Below are 23,951 nucleotides of genomic sequence, written 5' to 3'. Positions count from 1 at the left end.
ACTAATTAAAATTTGATTAATCCTTTTTTTTGCTATACATTAGAAAAATATTAGTTATTCTTTAAGTATATTATCTTGAAAAAAATTGTTTTATATTTTGTCTTCGTCTTTTCTTTAGCTGGTTTTTCGCAAGAATATCCGGTTAAATTTCTTGATATATCCGATGGGCTGTCCAACAATTCAATAACCGCAATTCATCAGGATAGTGATGGATTTATGTGGTTTGGAACTTATGATGGACTCAATCGATATGACGGATATAATTTTAAAGTATATCGCAATAGAATCAACGACAAAAACTCATTGTCGTTTAATACTATTTACTGCATTGAGGGCGATTCAAGAAAAAACATCTGGGTTGGAGGTGCAAATGGCGCCTGTGTTTTCGATAAAAAGAAATCTATTTTTCACCCCATTGAATATCTTTCGAGTACTAAAACACAAACTGTAAAAGATGTCATTCACCAGATTCGATCGGTTTCAAAAGATTTGGTGTTGGTGGCTTCTCAAAATTTTGGTTTACTGGTTTATAAAAATGGTTCATTTCAGGGCAAATCAATAGCATTGGAACAATCCAATAATCCAATTGAAAAATACAATTATAATGCAGCTGTTCTTGAAAATGATTCCAAAAATTCTTCTTGTTGGGTATTTGTAAGAAATATAGGTGTTTGTAAATATAGATATCATTCCAATAAGATGGAAGTTGTTTATCCGCTTTCGATGGAGGTAAAATGTATGAAACTCTCTGTAGATAATACACTTTGGTTGGGAACCGATGAAGGTATTTTTTCTTTTAATACCAAAACCTACTCTCTTTCGGCAAATTACTTAATAAATAACTGCACCGTTACTGATATTGTTATTGACAAGAAAAAAGAACTGTGGTTGACTACCGATGGCTATGGTATTTATAAAATAATCGATAAAAATAAAAAAGCGTTTCCATTCCAGTTTGCCAACGGACAACAATATATAAAAAGCAATTCGATTTGGAGTTTGTATGAAGATATTGCAGGAAATAAATGGATTGGAACTTTGCGTGGTGGAATAAGTATGATTGGCAACAGCCCAAAATACTTTAAAAATTTCAAATACAATGTAAAAGTCAATGAACCTGCCGAAAATTTTATTCTGTCCTTTTGTGAAGACGAGAAAAAAAATCTATGGATTGGTACTGATGGCGCGGGTTTGAAGTATTGGGACAGAAAATCAAATAGTTATACGATTTATGGCAATTCGAACAATTCGACTTATAAAATTAGCAGTAATTTTATTACCAGCATAATAAGAGATACCGACAATCAGATTTGGGTGTCCACTTGGGCTGGTGGCATCAACCGCATTAATCCCGTAACCCATAGTGTCACTCGGTTTTCGTGTTACAACTCATTTACCAAACAAATCGAAAAAAATGTCTGGTTTGTCTATAAAGACTCCGATGACGATATCTGGGCCAGCGCTACCAATGAAGGTTCTTTGTACTTATTTGATAGGGCTAAAAATACATTTGTACTCTTTAATAAATCAATCGATAATTTGCAATGCCTTATTGAGACGAGCGACGGCAAATTTTGGGGATGTAATTATACTTCTTTGTTAGCCATTGACAAAAAGACTAAAAAATACAGAAAATTTCCAATTGGTAATTCCATAAGGTCTCTTCATGAAGACAAGGACAAAAACCTTTGGGTAGGCACTCAAGAAGGTGGATTGCTGTTATTTGACAGAAAAACAAATAAATTTAATCGTTTAACTACAGACGATGGTTTGCCTTCTAATACAATTTTGAGAATTTTAGAAGACAAAGCCGGAAATTTATGGATGAGTACCTATAATGGCATTTGTAGATTTGATAAAAAGAACCGAACATTTCGAAATTTTTCGGTAACTGATGGCTTGCAAAGCAATCAGTTTAGTTTCAATGCAGGACTTAAATTATCTTCTGGAGAATTCCTGTTTGGAGGAATAAACGGATTCAACTCCTTTTTTCCAGAAGACATCAAGGAATTCAATCAAAAGTACAACTTGCTGCTATCGGATTTTTATGTAAACAATCAATCTATTGAAGAGAGTAAAAATGAACTGATTACAAACTGGGATTCGGGTAAAATCAAGGAAGTCAATTTGCCTTATGACCAAACCACCTTGTCCATAGAATTTGTTGCATTGGATTACAATAATGCCGATAAAATAAATTATGCCTATTATTTAGAAGGCTGGGACAATCGATGGAATTATGTAGGCCAAGCCCGAAAAGCAAATTATGCCCGATTGACAGAAGGGACTTATGTTTTTAAAGTAAAAACAACCAACTTTAGAGGTGGATGGAATAAAGAGGAAAATCTGGTTACCATTATCGTCTCGCCTCCTTGGTATAGAAGTTGGTGGGCTTATACCTTTTATTTACTGGCTGGAGCAGGACTTATTTATGGTTATGTTAGATACAACAAAAACAAAGAAAAATTAAAGTATAAAGTAAAAATTGCCGAATTAGAAGGAGCCAAAGAAAAGGAAATTGCCGAAAAACAATCGTCAATGTTTACTTATATCTCCCACGAGTTTAGAACCCCATTGTCTTTGATTATCAATCCGCTAAAAAAAGCAATTAAAACAGGAAATTTAGAAAACAGTTCCTCAGTAACTGATTTAGTCATTGCCCATCGAAATGCCAGACGCCTTTTGAGTTTAGTAGATCAGTTGTTGCTTTTTCGCAAGGCCGAAAATGATGCCGATGAACTCAAAATGTCTGTCATAAATGTCAATAATTTGTGTTATGAAGTTTTTCAATGTTTTGTAAATCAAGCCAAAGACAAAAAAATTGATTATACTTTTCAAATACCAGAAAACAACATTGAAATTATTGGCGATTACGAAAAAATAGAAATATCCTTGTTTAATTTATTGTCAAATGCTTTTAAATACACTCCCGATGGAAGAGAAATAAGCTTGGTTTTGTCCGAAACAGAAACAAATGTCAGCATAGAAATTATAGACAGTGGTAATGGAATCGCAAAAAATGATTTGGAAGTTATTTTCGACAAATTCAGGCAAGTAAACTCTAAAACGCCAGTTGGTGGGAGCTCTGGATTTGGAATTGGGCTTTTCATCGTCAGGTATTTTATAGAAAAACACAAAGGAACTGTAAGTTGCACAAGCGAAATAGGAAAAGGAAGTGTGTTTAAATTAACTTTTCTGAAAGGAGAAGACCATTTTGAGAATTTGCAAATTAGTACCGTTACACCCAAAATGAGTCCGTTGGTAGAGGAATTGATGGCCGATGACACCGAAGCAGGCATTGAAGTTTCGGTTAATGCCATTTCAGAAAATGAATTGCATAAAGCGATACTTACCGATAAGCGAATCCTTTTGATTATTGAAGACAATACCGATATCCGAAATTATTTAATCAGGCTTTTTTCAGAGGTCTATATAATTTATAGTGCAGAGAATGGTGAAGAAGGTTTGAAACTAACCAAAAAACACATGCCCGATTTGGTAATTAGCGATATTGCAATGGACGTTATGGATGGTTTTGAATTGTGTCGAAAAATAAAAGAAAACAGTAGTCTATCCCATATTCCGGTAATATTATTGACGGCTTCAAAAAATCCTGAAACGCATCTTCAAGGAATAAGCGACGGAGCAGACGATTATATAACCAAACCCTTTGACGACGATTTGCTAATGGCTCGTGTGGAATCGCTATTGAAAAATCGCAGTAACTTAAGAGCCTATTTCTTGGACAGTATCACCCTAAAAGAAAATACCCAGAAGGTTCCTGCCGAATACCAAGAGATGCTGAAAAAATGTATTGCCATTATCGAAGCAAATATTCACGAACGTGATTTTACCATCAAGAATTTTGCTACTGAAATGGGAATGAGTCACAGAACACTTTACACAAAAATTAAAATCATTTCTGGACAAACCCTAAATGCGTTTATCCGTTCCATACGCATTCGAAGAGCGGCCATGTTAATGTTAACCGAAAACATGAATATTGCCCAAGCAAGTGCTGAGGTAGGTTTTGAAGACCCAAAATATTTCAGGCAGCAATTTGTAAAATTATTTGGAATCACGCCTTCAGAATACATCAAAAAATACAAAAAGTCTTTTGATTCTGATTTGAATATCATCAACTAATTTAGAAGAAAGAATCCGCATTAGAAATTTATTTGTTTCAAATTCTAATGCGGATTTTTTATGCTTTTATTTCTCTAAGTCTATAAATTCTGATTTATTGAAAACTCGTTTTTTCATAAATTTAAGATAAAAAAACTCATTCTACATTTAAAATAATAATTACATACTATTAAAAAAAAATGAATTTTTTTTTTACATTTCATATTTTATGGTTTAAAAATTCAGCTTATTGCGAATTTGACCTGCTATTTTTTCCAATTTACCCCTCATTAAACTTTACAACTAGCCATTACTTTGTGATTGTTAATTTAGAATGGCAGTAACATCTGTTAATTCTATATTAACGGAATGCCAATAAATTTAAAAGGCTTTTCGGTTTTTAATAAATCGATATAGTTAAAAGAGTATTAAAAATAAAAAACCAATTATAAACCATCTAAAAGAAAGTAGTATGACAAAAAACAAACATTCCATTTACAAACCAATTTATTGCAACAACAATTGTTGAAATTAGACTAAATCAGATCGTTTTTACCGTTCAATTATAAAAAATCTGATGAATCATTCTGGAAATTAATCTTTCCAAATTAATCTAATGATAGGGCATTTTAAATCAATTTGATATTTAATTAAAATTCTATTCTAGAAAAAAACTAACTATAAAAACCTTAAAATTCAAGAGATGAAAAAAATCACATTTTTATTTTTTCTAACCTTTTTCACAATCCTTTATACAGGTTGTCAAGATAATGGGCCAGATTATCCAAGTTCGGATAATCCAACAGTTGTTGCCGCTACAACAGAGATTTACGGTGCTCCCAACAAGAAATTTGAAATTAAAGCAGCCTTGGCCGATGATTTAGGCTTAAAGACAGTAAGAATTCAAATACCAGAATTGTCTTTGGATAAAGTGATCACCTTTGAAACAGATCCTTTGTTGACAACCTATAATTTGAGCTATTTCTTTGAGATTCCTGCCGACAGAGGTACATCCGAAGCATTCAAAATTAAGTTGACCGTAACTGACGTTTCCAATAATTCAGTCGATCAAGAAATTAAATTGCGTTTGGATGGAGAGTTTGATGCTCCTGCTGTAACAATGATTACTCCAAAAGAGGGAGCGGTTATCCTATTGTCAACTAGTAACCAAATGCCGGTGAATTTTACAGTTAATGATAATTCGGGTATCGATTTTGTTGAATTGAAATGTGATGCGCTAGGCATCAATGAACTAGTTCAATTACAAGGAGCTCCTCAATCTTATACTTTTAACAAAACATTTACTTTGCCTGTTACTGCAGCCAATTATGTATTGACAATTAATACCAGAGATAAATTTGCAATACCCAATTCAGGGACGTTGAAAATCAATGTTGTAGCAACTAACGAATATCCTGCACTCTATTTATGCGATCAGCCTAAAGGAACTAACCTTACTACTGATGCTGTAGGTGTGCCAATGTATTTTCATGAAAAAGTTGGGCAAGATTTTACATTCAAATATTATGCAGATTCAGATAATAAAGAGGTCTATTTCTTAGGACAAGAATCAGATTTTGCACCACACTGTTTTGGTCTAAATTCTTCTGGAAAATTGGCAGATGATGTTGCTTCATCACCAATTGTTTTACCAACAAAAGGATATTATCTAATAAAAGTAAATCCAAACACATTACTTTATACAGTTACTAAATATACCCCAACAAGTAAAGTTTGGTCCAATATTGCAAACGGATTATGGCATGATGATGCCGCTCTAAGAAGACCATTTGTAAGTGTTTGTGGTGGAGGTATTCAAGGAGCAAATTGGGATACTTGGAACGCCTGGACACAAACCAGTTTGCACTTGGCTAATAATTCGAATAATCCTTATCAATTAGTTGGAGAATACACGCTTACAGGAACTATGGAGTGTACTTTCACAGGCCAGTGGTGGGATCCGTCTTGGAGATTAATCAAGAATGGTATTGCAACGATGTCACCAGGAGGAAATGGAAATGCTAAATATCCAGCAGCACCAGGTGTTTATAAAGTAATTGTTGACACTGAATTAGAAAGAGCCTTTATAACAAAAAAATAATATGTTATGAACTTGATTGTAACATTTAATTAATAAAAATATTTTAACATGAAATTTAAACATATATGGTTATTTATTGCCGTGTTGTGCAGCGCAACAACATTTGGGCAAATAACAGTAAAAGGAACTGTTAAGGACAATAAAGCCCTACCGATTCCTGGAGTTAATGTATCAGTAAAAGGAACAACTACATCGGCATCAACTGATTTGGATGGAAAATATGCCATTATAGTTCCAAACAAAGAGGCTCAACTCGAATTTTCTTTTATTGGTTTCACAAATAAAATTGTAAAAGTAGGAGACAAAACACTTGTTGATGTAATGTTGGAAGAATCCAATCAAGCATTAGACGAGGTCGTAGTTGTTGGTTATGCCACTGTTAAGAAAAAGGATGTAACCAGTTCAATTGCTTCTGTAAAAGGAAAAGAACTTCAAACAATGACTGTTGGTAATGCTACTGAATCTTTGCAAGGAAAAGTGGCTGGGGTTCAAATCACAGGAGCTGGAGGACCAGGCGCACAACCTAGAGTCCTGATACGTGGAATCTCTACGGTCAACCTTAGTACAGATCCTCTTTATGTGGTAGATGGAATCCCAATGGGAACAAGTATCAATTTCTTGAGCAATAATGAAATTGAATCTATGGATGTATTAAAAGATGCTTCTGCTAGCGCTATTTATGGTTCACGTGCTTCGAATGGAGTTATCCTTATTACAACCAAAAAAGGAAAAGTAGGTAAGCCTAAATTCAATGTCGATTTGAGTAATGGTCTTCAAATAATGAATAACCCTTACAATATGGCAGATGCTGAAAGTTATGCCAATATCTTAAACAAAGCCTATACTAATTCTGGATATTCTGAATATTTGCCAAATGCTGAACAATATAGAGGAAAAACAACCGATTGGTGGGGAGCAGGAATTAACAAAACTTCTCAAGTATCCAATGCTTCTATAGGAGTTAGTGGAGGTTCAGATAAAAATACTTATGCTATCAGTTTAAATTACTATAATTCCGATTCCTTTTACAATATTGGAGGATGGGAAAGAGTTACTGCCAGAATTGCTAACGATTTCAAGTTTTCGGACAAAATTTCTATGGGGATTACTTTAAATCCACGTTATGAAACTTGGGGTTCACCTGGTAACTGGGCCGATTTTGATAAAATTGATCCCATTACCCCAATTTACAAACCAGCAGATCAATTGAATGGTACCGAAAATGAGTATAGCATCTATGCACGTTCTCCTTCGTATGTGTGGAATCCAGTGGCTTCCGTAGCTAGATATGATGATTACACAGATTTATACAACTTGAACACCAATGCTTATTTTCAATATGAACCTATCAAAGGATTAGTTTTCCGTACGCAAGGATCTATCGAAATAGGGGATAAAACACAAAGTATCTTTAGACCTGATTTCGAGATTGATGCAGCACACGAAAAAGCAGAAATCAATAGTGTTGAAAGAAAAAACACGACTAATCACGACTGGACTTGGCAGACTACGGCTACTTATTCTAAAACATTTGCTCAAAAACACAATGCTTCTTTAATGGTCGGTGCAACAATGGAGGAATACAATGGAAATGATGTTTGGGGATATGGAGAAGGAGTTCCAAACAACTCTGATTTGATGAGAGAAGTAAATGCCGCAACCAAAAACCGTAACAGTGGCGGTAATAGTTGGTCAAGTTCTTTACAGTCTTATATTTCGCGTCTTTCTTATAATTATGATGGCAAATATTATTTGACAGGAACGTTCAGACGTGACGGTTCTTCAAAATTTATGGCCAATAACAAATGGGCCAATTTCCCATCGGCTTCAGCCTCTTGGAGAATTTCGAATGAAGGCTTTATGGAAAACACAAAAGCAGTTGTAAATGATCTTAGATTAAGAGCCGGTTGGGGTAAAGTTGGTAATCAAAGTTTACCAGGTTCTGTTTACCAGTCTAATATTGGCCAAGGATATTACGTTATTGGTAATGAGGTTGTGGATACTTCTTATCCTTCTTCAATGGCTAACAAAGACATTAAATGGGAAACTGTAGAGGATATTAACTTTGGTATTGATTTCGGACTATGGAAAAATAAATTATCTGGATCAATAGAATACTACGAAAAAACAACAGAAGATATGTTGTTCAAAAAACAATTTCCAACTTACAGCGGTTTCCCTGGATATGCAACAATATGGACCAATGTAGGATCAATGAAATCAAATGGTATTGATGTGCTTTTATCGTACAAAGACAAAAAAGGAGATTTCTCATATGGAGCCGACTTTACTTTTACCACATCCAATGTAAAAATGGTTAGCTTGTCTGCAGATGGAGAAAAATTATATGGATCAAGTAATAGAACCTTAACCATCGAAGGTGATGAACCCGGATATTATTACGGATATATAGCCGATGGTTTGTTTCAAAATCAAACCGAACTGAACTCTCATACAGATGAACACGGAAATAAATTACAACCTTATGCTCAAGCTGGAGATGTTCGCTTCAAAGATTTGAATAATGATGGCAAAATCGATGACAAAGACAGAACAAAATTAGGTTCGCCTTGGGCCGATTTTACTATGGGATTGAATTTAAGTGTTGCATACAAAAACTTTGATTTGATAGCCAACTTCTACGCAAGTATTGGAAATGAATTGATAAATCAAAATATTTCAGATTTGTATAATGGTGCCAGTTTGACCAACAAAGTAGCTGGACTAGATCAAATGGCTTGGAATGGAGAAGGAACTTCAAATTATGTTCCTCGATTGTCTAAAAATGACAATAACGAAAACTTCACCAAATTCTCTTCTTTGTATGTTGAAGACGGTTCCTTCTTGCGTATGAAAAACATTCAAATAGGATACACGTTCCTTAACCAATTTGGACTTGATAAATTAAGAATATCAATATCAGGTCAAAATTTATGGACACTTACTAACTATACAGGTGTAGATCCTGAAGTTGGTGGTGGTGTTTTGGGTTCAGGATTTGGAGGATGGAATTATCCTGTTCAACCAACTGTTTTGATGGGTATTAATGTAGGATTTTAATAAAAATGAAAATGAAAAAAATAATAATATCGATAATCGCTTTTTCTCTATTGGCAGTTTCTTGCGAAAATTTTATTGAAAAAGAAGAAAGAGGAACACAAACTTTAGAAAACTACTTTCAAACCGCACAAGAATGCGAGAATTATGTTAATGAGTTAACACAAAGGATGTTACTGTCTAAAGATTGGTACACATTGCTTGCACCAAGATTAATTAACGAAACGGCTAGCGATGATGCCTGGATGGGCAACACGGGTCAGGACAACAGTGCGTTTAGACCAGGTGCTCAGTATGTCATTACACCTGAAAATATGGGCGCTTTGAATAGTCTTTATACCGCACATTATTACACCATTCAATCGGCGAATATTGGTTTAGAGAAAATGGCAAATACCCCAATTAGCGAATCTCAAAGAAACCAATATATGGGAGAATCCTTGTTTGTTCGTGCTTATTGCTACTATGAGTTGGTAAATAATTTTGGAGCAGTTCCCTTGTACACAAAATCGTTAGGAACTAATGATTTAAAATTAGAACGTAGCCCTGTTGCCGACGTTTATGCACAAATAGAAAAAGATCTGAAAGAATCAGCAACCAAACTGGAAAATATTCCTGTTGATAGAAACGGAAGAGTCAACAAATGGGCTGCTTATGCCTTATTAGCCCGTGTATCTTTGTTTCAAGAAAAATGGACTGAAGCAAAACAATATTCCAACAAAGTGATTACAGAAGGCCCTTTTGCTCTTGAAGCCAATTTCTTGAACATCTGGAATGTGAACAATCACAATGGTGTCGAATCCATTTTGGAAGCTCAATCCTCTTCGGTACAAGATAAGAGTTTAGGATCTATGTTGCCTACTTTTTCAGGAGCAAGAGGCGAAGACAAGAAAAACTTTCCAAGCAATGATGCCAAAGATGTTATCGATGGTTGGGGATGGTGTATGCCAACCAGCGATTTAGAAAACGCCTATCTTTCAGAAAATGATGTAGTACGTCGCAGAAGCACCATCACCAAATGGGGAGAAGCTGCTTATGGCGATGAAGTTCTTAATCCTACTCACAAATTTAGCTTGAATGACAATAAATCAGGTCGTATTTGTCGTAAATACTATATTCCTATAGCAACCCGTCGTGCATTGGACAAAAAAGATGGACATTTACCACTAAACGTGCCGTTGATTCGTTTGGCAGAAATGTATTTAACAAGAGCCGAAGCAAATTATCAATTGAAGGATGAGCCAGGAGCTTTAAATGATATCAATGTGATTAGAGTTCGTGCCAAACTTGACCCAAAAGTAGGATTGTTAGGGCCAAATCTTTTGAGACAAATCTACAAAGAACGTCGTTTAGAATTGGCTTTTGAAGGATTGCGTTTGTTTGACATTCGTCGTGAAAAAGACCCAAGTACTTCAAAACCAGTTATTGAATCCTTATTGGGACCAAACGGAACTTTTGTGAAATACAACTTGAGTTCTACAGATCCTTTTGAAACTACCAACTTGAAAGAATCTCAAGATAAAGGAATCAATTTCAATCCGGCTAAAAACTTATTGTGGCCAATTCCTCAGTTGGAACGAGATTTAAGTGGTGGATTAATAACACAAAACCCTGGTTACTAACATGATTAATATTAAGAACTATAAAGTAAGCCTGCTATTTGCAGGTTTACTTTTAATTAACTCCTCATTGACAAGCTGTAGCTCATCTGATAATACAGATAATACACAGCCTCCAACTACAACAACGAGAGATTTGAATGTAAATCTGGATTTGAAATTGCAAACAATGGAGAGTTTTGGAGCATCAGACGCTTGGCAATGTAATTTTATTGGTAAAAATTGGCCTTTGGATAAAAAAAATCAAATCGCCGATTTATTATTTAGCAAAGATGTCGATGCAAGCGGTAACCCAAAAGGAATTGGATTGTCTTTATGGCGTTTCAACCTTGGAGCAGGAAGTTCAGAACAAGGTAACGCAAGTGATATTGGAGATGAGTGGAGACGTACCGAATGTTTCACTACCGACGGAATTAGTTATGATATGAACAAACAAGCAGGTCAAGTTTGGTTTATGAAAGCCGCAAAAGCTCGTGGTGTCGAAAAATTATTGGCTTTCACCAACAGTGCGCCTGTTTACTTAACCAATAATGGTAAAGCTTACGCAAGTATCAAAGAATTTTACAATTTGAAAGACGGAAAAATGCCCGAACTAGCTGATTTTTGGCTAAATTCTATTGATAAATTGAAAACAGTTCACGGATTGACCATAGATTACGTTAGTCCTTTCAATGAACCACAATACGAGTGGAACGGTACAAGTCAAGAAGGATCTCCCGCAACCAATGCCAATATTTACAGTTTTGTAAATGCCTTGTCGCCAAAATTACTGGCCAAAGGATTGAATTCCCAAATTGTAGTAGGTGAAGGAGGCGCATTTGAACCACTTTATAAAACGGTATCTGGCACAGAGAGTAGATCAAACCAGATCGATTATTTCTTTGGAACAAATTCTACCAAAAACATAGGTGGATTAAGCAATGTAAAGAAAACTATTTCAGCACACAGTTATTGGCAAGCTTGGCCATTGAGTTCACTAGTTTCTTCAAGACAATCTGCAGCTTCTAAAATACAAACAGTTCCAGGACTCAACCTTTGGGCCTCTGAATATTGTATTTTAGAAAGTCCAGGAACCGCCGAGTTACCTGGTGGAGCTGGTTCCGGAAGAGATTTAGGAATGCAAACGGCTCTTTGGGTGGCTCGTATTGTAAGTAGCGACATTGCCATCGGAGGAGTTTCTTCTTGGCAATGGTGGACGGCAGTAAGCAGAGGCGACTATAAAGACGGATTAATCCACGTAGATGATGGAGCCAGTAACGGAGCGGGAGGCGCAGATTATTGCAAAAATGATGGATACGTTAGAGAATCCAAAATACTTTGGGCTTTAGGAAACTTCTCTTTCTTTGTAAAACCAGGAATGGCAAGGGTTCAAATACCAAATATTGACAACTCAACAGCTACAACCGATGTAATGCTAACGGCTTATAAAGACGAAACAAATAAAAAATTGGTCATCGTGGCAGTCAACTTTAGCAAAACGGCTAGAACCTACAAATTGAATCTTTCAGGAGGAACGTTAACGAATAATAAGTTAACACCTTACACAACCTCCGATGCTTTGAGTTTGAAAAAAGGAACAGATGTAGATCCTGCCAATTTCGAAATAGGCGCTAGATCCGTGGTAACATACGTTGGAACGTATAAATAATTTTTAATTTGGTTAGTTAGTAGTTTTGTTTGGTGAATAAGGTTTGTCTAATTTTTTAGGCAAACCTTAATTCATTACTTTCCTAATAATGGGAACTATTTTATCCTTTTTTAAGATTCCAAAATAGACCAAGATCAGTTAGTACCTTTGTAGGAAGTTATGATTAAATCAACAAGCTAATTAAAAATTATTTTAGAAGTTAAATCAATTGGAATATAAAATGAAAAACACCTACATCACTTTTCTTTTGTTGTTAAGTTCGTTGGCTTTTGCACAACGAACAGCCACGATAAACACAGATAATGTGTTGCAAACGATGGATGGTTTTGGAGCTTCCGATGCTTGGAGATGTCAATTTGTTGGAAAAAATTGGCCTGACCAAAAAAAGAATACCATTGCCGATTTATTGTTTAGCAAAGAAGTCGATGCACAAGGGAATCCAAAAGGAATTGGACTTTCTATTTGGAGATTCAACTTGGGAGCAGGAAGTATAGAACAAGGGGAAACCAGTAAAGTTTCGGATCAATGGAGACGAAGTGAATGTTTTTTAAACGCTGATGGAACATACGATTGGTCCAAACAAGAAGGGCAAAGATGGTTTTTGCAAGCTGCCAAAAAACGAGGAGTAGAAAAATACCTGATTTTTACGAACAGTCCGCCAGTTCATATGACCAACAACGGATTGTCTTTTGCCACACAAAAAAACAAACTGAATTTAAAAGAAGGTACAATTCCAAAATTTGCCGATTTTTTGGTTCAAAGCATTCAAGGATTGGAGAAAAAAGAAGGAATGAAATTTGATTATGTGAGCCCAATAAACGAACCACAATGGGAATGGATGCCCAATAACGGTGATAAAAACAGCCAAGAAGGAACTCCGGCAACCAACCAAGAAATATACGATTTAATCAAAGCACTTTCGGATAAACTCAAATCCCAAAAAATGAATACTGAAATTGTGATTGGCGAAGCAGGGCAAATCAATTATTTATATGAAAATGTAAATGACGAAAACCGTGACAATCAAATCGATTACTTTTTTGGTAAAGGAAAAACGAATATTTCAAAATTGCCTAACGTAAGAAACACCATTTCGGGACACAGTTATTTTACGACTTGGCCAATTGACAGACAAGTTTTAAGCCGAAAATTGATTGCTGCCAATGTCAAACAAAAACCGGGATTAAAATATTGGCAGTCGGAATATTGCATTTTGGAAAATCCGGGAGAAACTGAAATTCCAGGAGGTTCAGGAGGAACAAGAGATTTGGGTATGCCAACAGCCTTGTTTGTAGCCCGCTTGATACACAATGACGTGGCTCTTGCCAATGCGGCTTCTTGGCAATGGTGGACTTCGCTGACTCGCGCCGATTATAAAGACGGTCTGATTTATTTGGATGACGGAAAAAGCAATGGAGGAACAGCTCCTGATTATGTTAAAAATGATGGGGAATTCCACGATTCAAAACTACTTTGGGCTTTGGGCAATTACTCCTTGTTTGTGCGTCCGGGAATGTTAAGAGTTGACGTGCCCAACCAAGATGAATTGGCTTCTGCCAATGATGTGATGCTAACGGCTTACAAGGATGCGGCAAACAAAAAACTAATAATTGTTGCCGTAAATTGTGGCACATCCGATCAGAATTACAAATTTAATTTGTCAAAAGGAACGCTCAAGAACAATGAACTGACGCCATATATTACTTCCGAAAGTTCCAATTTAAAAAAAGCAGCCCTCCAGAAAATAGACACCATTGTAATTCCAGCTAAATCCGTGGTCACTTTTGTGGGTGAATTTCAGTAAAACAGTAGTATTTAGAAGTAACAGACCTTTTATAAAATGAAAAATAAAAATCTAATCTGCCTCTTGATTTTGATTGTTTTTGGTAGTATGATGAATGCCCAAAAATCAAAAAACCAAGTGGCAAACCTAAAAACAACGGCCTATTTATTTGCTTATTTCACAGGAAATTCAAACAATGAAGAAGCCATTCGCTTTGCAGTAAGCAACGATGGGTACAACTTTAGGGCATTAAATGGCAATCAACCTGTTATTGATTCCAAGGAAATTAGTTCGTCTGGCGGAATAAGAGATCCACATATTCTTCGTGGAGCCGATGGCAAAACGTTCTATATGGTCGCAACCGATATGGTTTCTGCCAAAGGTTGGGATTCAAATCGAGCGATGGTTTTATTGAAATCTACTGATTTGGTCAATTGGAACTCATCTGTAATAAATATCCAAAAAAAATATCCAAACCAAGAAAACCTGAAACGCGTTTGGGCGCCACAAACCATATACGATACCCAAAAAGGAAAGTATATGATTTATTGGTCAATGCAACACGGAAACGATATTGACAAAATTTATTACGCTTACGCCAATCCTGATTTTACCGATTTGGAAACGGAACCCCAACAATTGTTTTTCAGTCCAACGAATGGAGCTTGCATTGACGGCGAAATTATTTTCAAAGACAATAAATACCATTTGTTTTTCAAAACCGAAGGTTCGGGAGCGGGTATAAAAATTGCCGTTTCCAACAAACTTACCGAAGGCTATGTTTTGAGAGATCAATATGTGCAACAAACCAAAGATCCTGTAGAGGGTGCTGGAGTTTTCAAACTGAACAATTCCAATGACTACATCTTGATGTATGATCTTTATACCAAAGGAAAATACCAGTTTACCAAAACCAGTGACCTAGAGCATTTTTCGGTTATTGATAACGCTGTCACGATGGATTTTCATCCACGTCACGGAACCGTTATGCCCATAACGGCAAAAGAATTAGCCCGATTGGAAAGCAAATGGGGAAATACGAAACAATAAAATAATTGAGAGCTGTATCTCAATAGAACATTAGAAACAGCATTATTTGATTAATAGAATAACATAAATTACACATAATGATTACAAAGAAAATCTTATTACCAATTTTTATTTTTTCCTGTCTATCGGCTACAAGCCAGATATCGTTCGGGGATTCTCAAAAAATTAACAACAACTGGAAGTTCACGCTTCAGGACACTCCAGAAGCATCAAGCGAAACCTACAAGGATACTAATTGGCAATCGGTCAATGTACCACACGATTGGAGCGTCAAGGGCAGATTGAGTCCTACTTTGGCTAGTTGTGCTGGTTTTTTGCCGGGAGGAATTGGTTGGTACCGAAAAACATTGAATATTCCACAGACAAAACGAGGCGAAAAAGTCTATCTGTATTTTGAAGGGGTATATAACAGAAGCGAAGTTTTCATCAACGGACATTCTTTAGGAAAACGCCCCAACGGATACATTTCTTTTGCTTATGATGCTACGCCTTTTGTAAAATATGGAGCAGACAATGTGATTGCCGTAAAAGTAGATCATAGCTTGAGTGCCGACTCGCGTTGGTATTCGGGTTCAGGAATTTATCGCAATGTGTGGTTGGTTTATTCCAATCCAGTACATATCGCTCAATGGGGCGTTTATACTTATCCAGAAGTTGCAAATGGAACTGGAACTTTGAATGTGGAAGTAGCCTTGGAAAACGGTTCTTCCTCCAAAACAAATCTTGTCGTTGTCAATGAACTTTTGGACAATAACGGAAAAGTAGTGGCCAAAAGTTCCCAAAAAGTTTTAGTTGAAGCCAATAAAGATAATAAAGTTGCAACCAAAATAAACTTGAAAAATCCCAAGTTATGGGACGTGGAGCATCCCAATTTGTACCAATTAAAAACAACGGTTTTAAAAGATGGCAAACCAATCGATAAAACGGTAACGTCAACAGGTTTTAGAAATTTTACTTTCGATGCCAATAAAGGTTTTGCTCTCAATGGCAAATGGATGAAGATGAAAGGCGTTTGTTTGCACCACGATGCAGGAGTTTTGGGTTCTGCCGTACCAAGAGATGTTTTGAAAACAAGATTACAAACCTTGAAAGAAATTGGTGTAAACGCCATTCGTACCAGCCATAATCCACAAGCTCCTGATTTTTATGCCCTTTGTGATGAGATTGGATTGCTTGTTCTTAATGAAGCGTATGACGAATGGGAATTCCCTAAACGTAAATGGTTAGAAGGTTGGAATGTAGGTACTCCAGGATTCCAGGGTTCGAATGATATATTTGCTGCTTGGGGCGAAAAAGATTTAGAAGATATGGTGCGTCGTGATCGCAACCATCTTTCGGTATTTGCTTGGAGCATTGGTAATGAAGTAGATTATCCAAATGATCCTTACTCACATCCTGTTTTAGGTGGCAGCGAAGTTTCGGGATTTTCACAAGCTTCTTACGGAGGTTATAAAAAAGACGCTCCAGATGCGATGCGACTTGGCGGAATAGCCAAACGTCTTGTGGCTGCTGTAAAGAAATACGATAAATCCCGTCCAACAACAGCGGGACTTGCAGGAGTAGCGATGTCTAACGAAACCGAATATCCAGGTCTTTTAGATATTACAGGCTATAATTATACCGAAAGTAAGTACCAGTCCGATCATAAAAAATATCCAAACCGAGTGATTTTTGGTAGTGAAACCCGCCACGAAATCGAACCTTGGTTGGCCGTGAAAAACAACGAACACATTTTCGGACAGTTTCTATGGACAGGAATTGATTATTTAGGTGAATCCAATGCTTGGCCTTCAAGAGGTTTCTATTCTGGATTAGTAGATCTTGCGGGAATTATTAAACCGAGAGGCTATTTCCGTCAATCATTATGGTCCAATAAGCCAATGATTTACGCAGGAACTTATCCCGTAAACAATAGCAAAGAACTTTCTATAGACGCTTGGCCTTTGTGGAATTACAATAATGGACAAACGATTCGAGTGGTTTGTTATACCAATGCCGCAAAAGCGCGTCTGGAATTGAACGGAAAAGTGGTTGGCGAAGAAAAAAAATACGATGAAAAAACTGGAGTTATTTATTGGGACATTCCTTTCTCCTCAGGAAAATTAGAAGCAATAGGACTTGATAATGATGGCAAAGTAGTTAGTCAATACGCAATTACTTCCTCACAGCAGCCTGTTTCTTTGGTAATCAATGAAAAAAACATCACCATCGACAAGGAAAAAGAAGTTGCTAAAGTCATCGTGCAAGTATTGGATGAAAAAGGTTTACCGGTTATGCTTTCGGATAACGAACTGACTTGTGTCGTGAGTGGCTCGGGAACTTTGTTGGGACTAGAAGCCGGAAACAATGAAGATATGGGCGATTATACGGACAATGTTCAAAGGGTTTTTCACGGTCATTTAGTAGCTTATATTCAGTCAACTGGAAGTAATGAGCCTATAACTGTCAAGTTTACAGCGAACTGGTTAAAATCGGCTGAGGTTACCATTCAAGTAAAGTAAGTTTGTGTTTTTACAATGACTTCATGATATAACTCATTTTAAAACTAACTACATAGACTTTTGGTTGTCTATTTCCATAATTTGGTATAAGTGCCTGATTTTACAAAACGGATTAGTTAGTAAAAACCCGAAAAGAATATTTTTCGGGTTTTTTGTTTTAATCTCCGTATCCAAGAACTAAATTTAAAAAAGGTTTTTCTTCATTTGTATTGGTCAGAAAGGCAATAGTATTGAATTAAATAATGTCAAAATTTTTTATTATCATTCTTTTTTTTAGCATATTAATTTTTTTTTATGTCTTTTTTTAAATTACATTTACAAATGTAAATAATACACTTGTAAATAAATTATTTTACTCATAATAATCACACAAAATGAATCTATCTAAATTTTCCAAAATAGTGTTCACTATTTTATGCTTTTCAGCATTCAATTCTGTTCAATCACAAGCTCAAAAAGAGTTTCATAATTGGGCATCCACACCACCAATGGGTTGGAATAGCTGGGATTGTTTTGGTCCCACAGTTACTGAAGCCGAAGTAAAAGCCAATGCCAATTATATGGCAAAATACCTGAAACCCTACGGATGGGATTACATCGTAGTTGATATCCGCTGGTATGTTGGAAATGATAAAGCCCACGGATACAACGAAAAAGATCCTGATTATGTTCTCGATCAATACGGACGATTTATGCCAGCCATAAACCGTTTTCCTTCAGCAGCAGGAGGAAAAGGTTTTAAACCTTTGGCTGATTACTTGCATAAAAAAGGCTTGAAATTTGGTATTCACATTATGCGTGGTATTCCAGTAATAGCCGTAAAACAAAATCTGCCAATAAAAGGAACCAATTTCACCGCCAAAGACATTTATTCGGATAAAGACCAATGCAAATGGCTACACGATATGTACACTGTACTTCCAGAAAAACCGGGAGCGCAAGAATATTATAATTCGTTATTTGAATTGTATGCCTCTTGGGGACTCGATTTTGTGAAGATAGACGACCTTTCTTCCCCTATTTATTTCGAAGGTGAAATCGATATGATTCGAAAAGCCATCGACCGTACGGGACGTAAAATTGTATTGAGCACTTCGCCCGGAGAAACACCAATTGCTCACGCCGATCACGTTCAAAAAAATGCTAATATGTGGCGTACCGTTGGTGATTTTTGGGACAGTTGGCAACAATTGAAAGAACATTTCGAAGTTTTTGATCGTTGGAATAAATGGCGAGCCTATGGTGCCTATCCAGATGGTGATATGTTGCCAATGGGTAAAATTGGTATTCGTGCCGAAAGAGGTGATCCTAGAATGACGGCATTTACCAAAGACGAGCAATATACCTTGATGACTTTATGGACTATTTTCAAATCTCCAATGATGTTTGGTGGTAATCTTCCCGATAATGATCCTTTCACGCTTTCGTTATTAACCAATAAAAATGTGTTGAAAGTATTGAACGAAAGTACCAACAACAAACCACTTTTTACCGAAAAAGACAAAGCTGCCTGGATTGCCGACGAACCTAAAACGGGAGCAAAATATCTGGCTGTTTTTAATACTTCTGATCAAAAATTGGTTACCGAAGAAAAAGCTGCCTGGAATAGTGGCGTAATTTCAAGAACAACTCCAAATCAAAGTATTAAATTAGATATTCCTGTTTCGAATGCCAAAAAACTCTATTTGGTCGTAAACGATGGGGGCGACAACACCGATTGGGATCACGCCAACTGGATTGAACCTACCATTTATATAGGAAATGAAGCCGTAAAATTGACGACTTTAAAATGGAAAAAAGCAACTTCTGGCTGGCAAAAACCAAGACTAAACTTGAGTGTTTCAGGCAATAGTTTGATTACCAATAAAATTAAATACGAAAACGGCATCGGAACGCATTCCAATTCCATCATCGAATTTGATTTGCCCGAAGGCGTTAGTAGATTCACCGCAACTGTTGGTTTGGACGAAGCTTGTATTTCACAAAATGTGGGAGCTACCGTCAAATTTTTGGTCTTTACCGAAAATCCTTCTGGACCACCGCCACCACCAACTGCAAAAATTGCCATAAACCTGAAAGATATGGGGCTTTTGGACACTTATACCATTACCGATTTATGGTCAGGCAAAGTAGTGGGGCAATTCTCTAGCGAGTTTGCACCTGAAATCAATACGCACGGAGCGGGATTGTATAAAATAGTTAAAGTGAAGAAATAGATTTAGTTTAAAATTGTTTTTCAATTGCTTTGACTTAATATCATTAAGTTAAGTAATAGCAAATAGACCACCCCGCCCGTTGAACACCCCTCCAAGAGAGGGGAAGTTGCGTGATTTCCCCTCCTTTGGAGGGGTGCCTGAAAGGCGGGGTGGTTTTTCTATATTTAAAAGATTACACTTTTCAAGACAATTCCATTTTGTAAAACAACAATTAATGATATTTTAAATCTAATGAAAATAAGATGAATAATTTTCCAAATAAATTGAAATCACTACTTCTTTTTAGCTTTTTGTTTTTAGTCGGGAGTACTGTTTTAGCACAAAAAACTAAAGCACCAAAAGAAAAAGATATGGGTGCTTACCTAATGGTCTATTTCAAAGACGACACCCACGGTTTGTATATGGCTTTAAGCAAAGACGGTTACAGTTTTACGGATGTAAACAATGCCAAACCCATCATAGCAGGCGATACAATTGCCGAACAAAAAGGAATCCGTGATCCCTACATTTACCGAGCGCCTGATGGAATGTTTTATTTAGCATTGACCGATTTGCACATTTACGCCCAAAAAGCAGGCTATCGCACCACCGAATGGGAACGTGATGGCAAACAATATGGCTGGGGCAACAACCGTGGATTAGTTTTGATGAAATCGCCCGATTTAATTCATTGGTCGCACAATGTAGTTCGTGTTGACAAAGATTTTCCAGAATTGGCAGGCATTGGTTGTGCTTGGGCTCCCGAGTTGATTTATGATGAAAAGGAGCAAAAAACAATGATTTACTTTACGATGCGCTTTGGAACAGAAAAAGAAAAAGTGTATTATTCTTATATGAACAAGGACTTTACCAAATTGGAAACCCTTCCAAAACTACTTTTCGAATATCCTAAGAATATAACCTATATTGATTCTGACATTACCAAAATAGGAAACAAATACCATATGTTTTATGTTTCTCACGACGGAACTCCAGGGATCAAACAAGCCGTTTCCGACACCCTGAATTCGGGTTACAAATACGACGATAAATGGTATGACCCTGAACCGGTTTGCTGTGAAGCACCAACAATTTTCAAACGTATTGGTGAAGAAAAATGGGTGCTGATTTATGATATTTATTGTATCAATCCACATAATTTTGGGTTTAGCGAAACTTCGGATTTTGTTAATTTCAAAGACTTGGGACATTTCAACGAAGGTGTGATGAAAACAACAAATTTCTCTTCGCCCAAACATCCCGCAGTGATTCAAATTACTAAAAAAGAAGCTAAAAAGTTGGCTAAAAAATGGAATTGCGATATTAAATTTTAAATTAACGACTATACACTATTACAAACAACCAAGAATTCAATAGTATTAAAATTACTTAATTATGAAACCAAGAATCTTAATTTTAAGTTGTCTGTTACTGGCAGGAGAATTATTTGCCCAGCAATATCAAAAAACAGCTGTAGGTATAAAAACCAAACTCCAGTCAATGGATGTTGAAATTCAGTTTTATAGCCCAAGTATAGTTCGTATTTTGAAATCGCCTGAAGGAGTTCTTTTCAAAAAAGAAAGTTTATCGGTAACTAAAAAACCACAGGAAACAAAATTGACAATTCAACAAAAAGGAGATGTTCTTTCGATGAAAAGCGAAAAATTGAAAGTCGATGTTGATTTTAAATCGGGTAAAATATCTTATTACACACTGGCAGGAGTTGAACTTTTAAAAGAAACAGAATCTGGTGCAACTTTTACTGATTTTGATGACGTAGGATCTAAAACTTATAGCATTAACCAATTATTTACATTAGATAAAGACGAGGCTATTTATGGTTTGGGACAACAACAAAGAGGTAAATTATCGTTACGCAACACAAAAATTAATATGATACAAGACAACAAGGATGATTATGTTCCTTTTCTTGTTTCTACAAAAGGGTACGGGTTGTTTTGGGATAATTATTCGCCTACTACCTTTGAAGACAAGCCCAGAAGTACTTCTTTAAAATCAGAAGTTGGTGATTGTATTGATTATTATTTTATGGTTGGTGGAACTATTGACGGTTCTATTGCAGGGATGCGGGAACTTACCGGACAAGCTCCAATGTTTCCATTATGGACCTTTGGTTATTGGCAAAGTAAAGAACGCTACAAAAGCCAAAATGAATTGGTAGGCGTAGTGAGCAAATACCGTGAACTAGGCGTTCCACTGGATGGAATTATTCAGGATTGGCAATATTGGGGTAATAATTACTTATGGAATTCAATGGAGTTCCTGAATCCCGAATTCCCAAACCCAAAGAAAATGGTGGATGATATTCATAATATGAATGCACACCTAATTATTTCCATTTGGAGTTCATTTGGACCACAAACCAAGCAATTTCGAGAAATGGAACCGAAAGGGATGCTTTTGAATTTTGGTACTTGGCCACAATCTGGAGTGGAATCATGGCCACCTAACCGTGACTATCCATCGGGTGTTCAGCCTTATGATCCGTACAATCCAGAAGCTCGTGATATATACTGGAGATATTTGAACAAAGGTCTTTTTTCTGTTGGAATAGATGGCTGGTGGATGGATTCTTCTGAACCAGACCATTTAGACTTTAAACCTTCGGATTTAGATCTAAAAACCTATCTTGGTTCATTCCGAAAAGTACGTAATGCTTTTCCATTAATGACGGTAGGAGGAGTTTCAGGACATCAACGTGCAGCAAGTTCTGACAAACGAATCTTTATCCTTACTCGTTCTGCTTTTGCTGGACAACAACGTTATGGAGCGAATACTTGGTCGGGTGATGTGAATTCATCTTGGGAATCATTCCGCAATCAGATTCCAGCTGGTCTAAACTTTTCTATGAGTGCAATTCCTTATTGGAATACGGATATTGGTGGCTTTTTTGCAGGTGCTTATAAAAAAGGATGGGGTGACGGAACTAAAAATCCATCATTTCAAGAATTATATGTTCGCTGGCTTCAGTTTGGCGCATTTACTCCTATGATGCGTTCGCACGGTACAGATGTTCCTAGAGAAATATATAATTTTGGAAAAAAAGGCGAACCCATTTATGATGCGATTGCCAAAACAATTGATTTGCGTTATTCATTACTACCCTACATTTACTCTGCCGCTTGGGATGTTACAAATAGCCAATCTACTATGATGCGTGCTTTAGTAATGGATTTTAATGATAAAAAAGTGGTTGACATAAGCAAAGAGTATCTGTTTGGTAAATCAATATTAGTTGCACCAATTGTTAATGCTCAATATACTCCAGAAACTATTGTAAAATCTAATGAGCAAACAGGTTGGGATAAAAATAATGAGGAGAAAGGAGCTAAAGACCAAACCATTAATTTTACTCAAACAAAATCGACAAAAGTGTATTTGCCAGAAGGAACAGTATGGTATGATTTCTGGACAAACGAAAAAATTAAAGGAGGTCAGGAAATTGAAAAAACAACAACTATAGACGAAAGTCCTTTATATATTAAGTCGGGAAGTATCATTCCTTTTGGTCCAAAAGTACAATATGCTACTGAAAAAAAATGGGATATTCTTGAAATCCGAATTTATCCTGGAGCTAATGGCGAATTCACGCTATACGAAGATGAAAACGATAATTATAATTATGAGAAAGGTGCTTTTTCAACTATAAAAATGGAATGGAATGATAAATCTAAAACATTAAATATTAGTAAAATAAACGGAAGTTTTAAAGGTGTTTTGAAAAACAGAACATTCAATATTGTTCTTGTAGATAAAACAAATACGGCAGCAGGAATTAATAATTCTAAATTCAATAAAACAATAGAGTATAGTGGAAAAGCAAAATCCGTCAAACTATAAATAATTTTTAA

General features: G+C 36.1%; 11 protein-coding genes. All 11 read left to right on the top strand.

What is annotated here, in order from left to right; translation table 11 throughout:
- Positions 1 to 75 precede the first annotated feature (75 nt).
- The 11 genes from C3L50_RS09370 to C3L50_RS09320 all read left to right on the top strand — a co-directional run bounded on the left by C3L50_RS09370 (position 76) and on the right by C3L50_RS09320 (position 23,940).
- Positions 76 to 4,146 (top strand): hybrid sensor histidine kinase/response regulator transcription factor, encoded by a 4,071-nt coding sequence (locus tag C3L50_RS09370; protein ID WP_103805906.1) that lies wholly within the window; start codon positions 76 to 78, stop codon positions 4,144 to 4,146.
- A gap of 682 nt (positions 4,147 to 4,828) precedes the next feature.
- Positions 4,829 to 6,226 carry a hypothetical protein gene (locus tag C3L50_RS09365; RefSeq protein ID WP_103805905.1) on the top strand — a complete coding sequence of 466 codons (1,398 nt, stop codon included), beginning with the start codon at positions 4,829 to 4,831 and terminating at the stop codon, positions 6,224 to 6,226.
- Between the two features lie 48 nt (positions 6,227 to 6,274).
- Positions 6,275 to 9,286, top strand: a complete 3,012-nt coding sequence (locus tag C3L50_RS09360; RefSeq protein ID WP_103805904.1) for a SusC/RagA family TonB-linked outer membrane protein — start codon at positions 6,275 to 6,277, stop codon at positions 9,284 to 9,286.
- An 11-nt stretch (positions 9,287 to 9,297) separates the two neighbouring features.
- Complete coding sequence (locus tag C3L50_RS09355) at positions 9,298 to 10,905, top strand: RagB/SusD family nutrient uptake outer membrane protein (protein WP_103805955.1); 1,608 nt, start codon at positions 9,298 to 9,300, stop codon at positions 10,903 to 10,905.
- Between the two features lies 1 nt (position 10,906).
- A complete protein-coding gene (locus tag C3L50_RS09350) occupies positions 10,907 to 12,550 on the top strand; it encodes a glycoside hydrolase (RefSeq protein WP_103805903.1) in 1,644 nt (547 codons plus the stop codon).
- A gap of 220 nt (positions 12,551 to 12,770) precedes the next feature.
- Entirely contained in the window at positions 12,771 to 14,354 is a 1,584-nt protein-coding gene (locus C3L50_RS09345) for a glycoside hydrolase (RefSeq protein ID WP_103805902.1), read from the top strand.
- A gap of 36 nt (positions 14,355 to 14,390) precedes the next feature.
- A complete protein-coding gene (locus C3L50_RS09340; RefSeq protein ID WP_103805901.1) occupies positions 14,391 to 15,383 on the top strand; it encodes a glycoside hydrolase family 43 protein in 993 nt (330 codons plus the stop codon).
- A 77-nt stretch (positions 15,384 to 15,460) separates the two neighbouring features.
- On the top strand, positions 15,461 to 17,884 hold the full coding sequence (locus tag C3L50_RS09335; protein WP_103805900.1) for a sugar-binding domain-containing protein: 2,424 nt from the start codon (positions 15,461 to 15,463) through the stop codon (positions 17,882 to 17,884).
- Between the two features lie 374 nt (positions 17,885 to 18,258).
- Positions 18,259 to 20,100: an NPCBM/NEW2 domain-containing protein gene (locus C3L50_RS09330; protein ID WP_103805899.1), complete on the top strand. Its 1,842-nt coding sequence runs from the start codon at positions 18,259 to 18,261 to the stop codon at positions 20,098 to 20,100.
- Positions 20,101 to 20,342: 242 nt separating this feature from the next.
- Positions 20,343 to 21,413 (top strand): glycoside hydrolase family 43 protein, encoded by a 1,071-nt coding sequence (locus tag C3L50_RS09325; RefSeq protein WP_103805898.1) that lies wholly within the window; start codon positions 20,343 to 20,345, stop codon positions 21,411 to 21,413.
- Positions 21,414 to 21,474: 61 nt separating this feature from the next.
- Positions 21,475 to 23,940, top strand: a complete 2,466-nt coding sequence (locus C3L50_RS09320) for a glycoside hydrolase family 31 protein (protein WP_103805897.1) — start codon at positions 21,475 to 21,477, stop codon at positions 23,938 to 23,940.
- Positions 23,941 to 23,951 lie beyond the last annotated feature (11 nt).

It is taken from the genome of Flavobacterium alvei (assembly GCF_002920895.1).
GTDB classification, from domain to species: Bacteria; Bacteroidota; Bacteroidia; order Flavobacteriales; family Flavobacteriaceae; genus Flavobacterium; species Flavobacterium alvei.
This window is presented reverse-complemented; position numbering and strand designations above follow the sequence as displayed.

Excerpts from the sequence above, each read along its gene's own strand:
- C3L50_RS09340 (WP_103805901.1), top strand. The coding sequence starts at position 14,391 with ATGAAAAATAAAAATCTAATCTGCCTCTTGATTTTGATTGTTTTTGGT.
- C3L50_RS09320 (WP_103805897.1), top strand. The coding sequence starts at position 21,475 with ATGAAACCAAGAATCTTAATTTTAAGTTGTCTGTTACTGGCAGGAGAA.
- C3L50_RS09335 (WP_103805900.1), top strand. The coding sequence starts at position 15,461 with ATGATTACAAAGAAAATCTTATTACCAATTTTTATTTTTTCCTGTCTA.
- C3L50_RS09345 (WP_103805902.1), top strand. The coding sequence starts at position 12,771 with ATGAAAAACACCTACATCACTTTTCTTTTGTTGTTAAGTTCGTTGGCT.
- C3L50_RS09330 (WP_103805899.1), top strand. The coding sequence starts at position 18,259 with ATGAATCTATCTAAATTTTCCAAAATAGTGTTCACTATTTTATGCTTT.
- C3L50_RS09325 (WP_103805898.1), top strand. The coding sequence starts at position 20,343 with ATGAATAATTTTCCAAATAAATTGAAATCACTACTTCTTTTTAGCTTT.
- C3L50_RS09355 (WP_103805955.1), top strand. The coding sequence starts at position 9,298 with ATGAAAAAAATAATAATATCGATAATCGCTTTTTCTCTATTGGCAGTT.
- C3L50_RS09360 (WP_103805904.1), top strand. The coding sequence starts at position 6,275 with ATGAAATTTAAACATATATGGTTATTTATTGCCGTGTTGTGCAGCGCA.
- C3L50_RS09365 (WP_103805905.1), top strand. The coding sequence starts at position 4,829 with ATGAAAAAAATCACATTTTTATTTTTTCTAACCTTTTTCACAATCCTT.
- C3L50_RS09350 (WP_103805903.1), top strand. The coding sequence starts at position 10,907 with ATGATTAATATTAAGAACTATAAAGTAAGCCTGCTATTTGCAGGTTTA.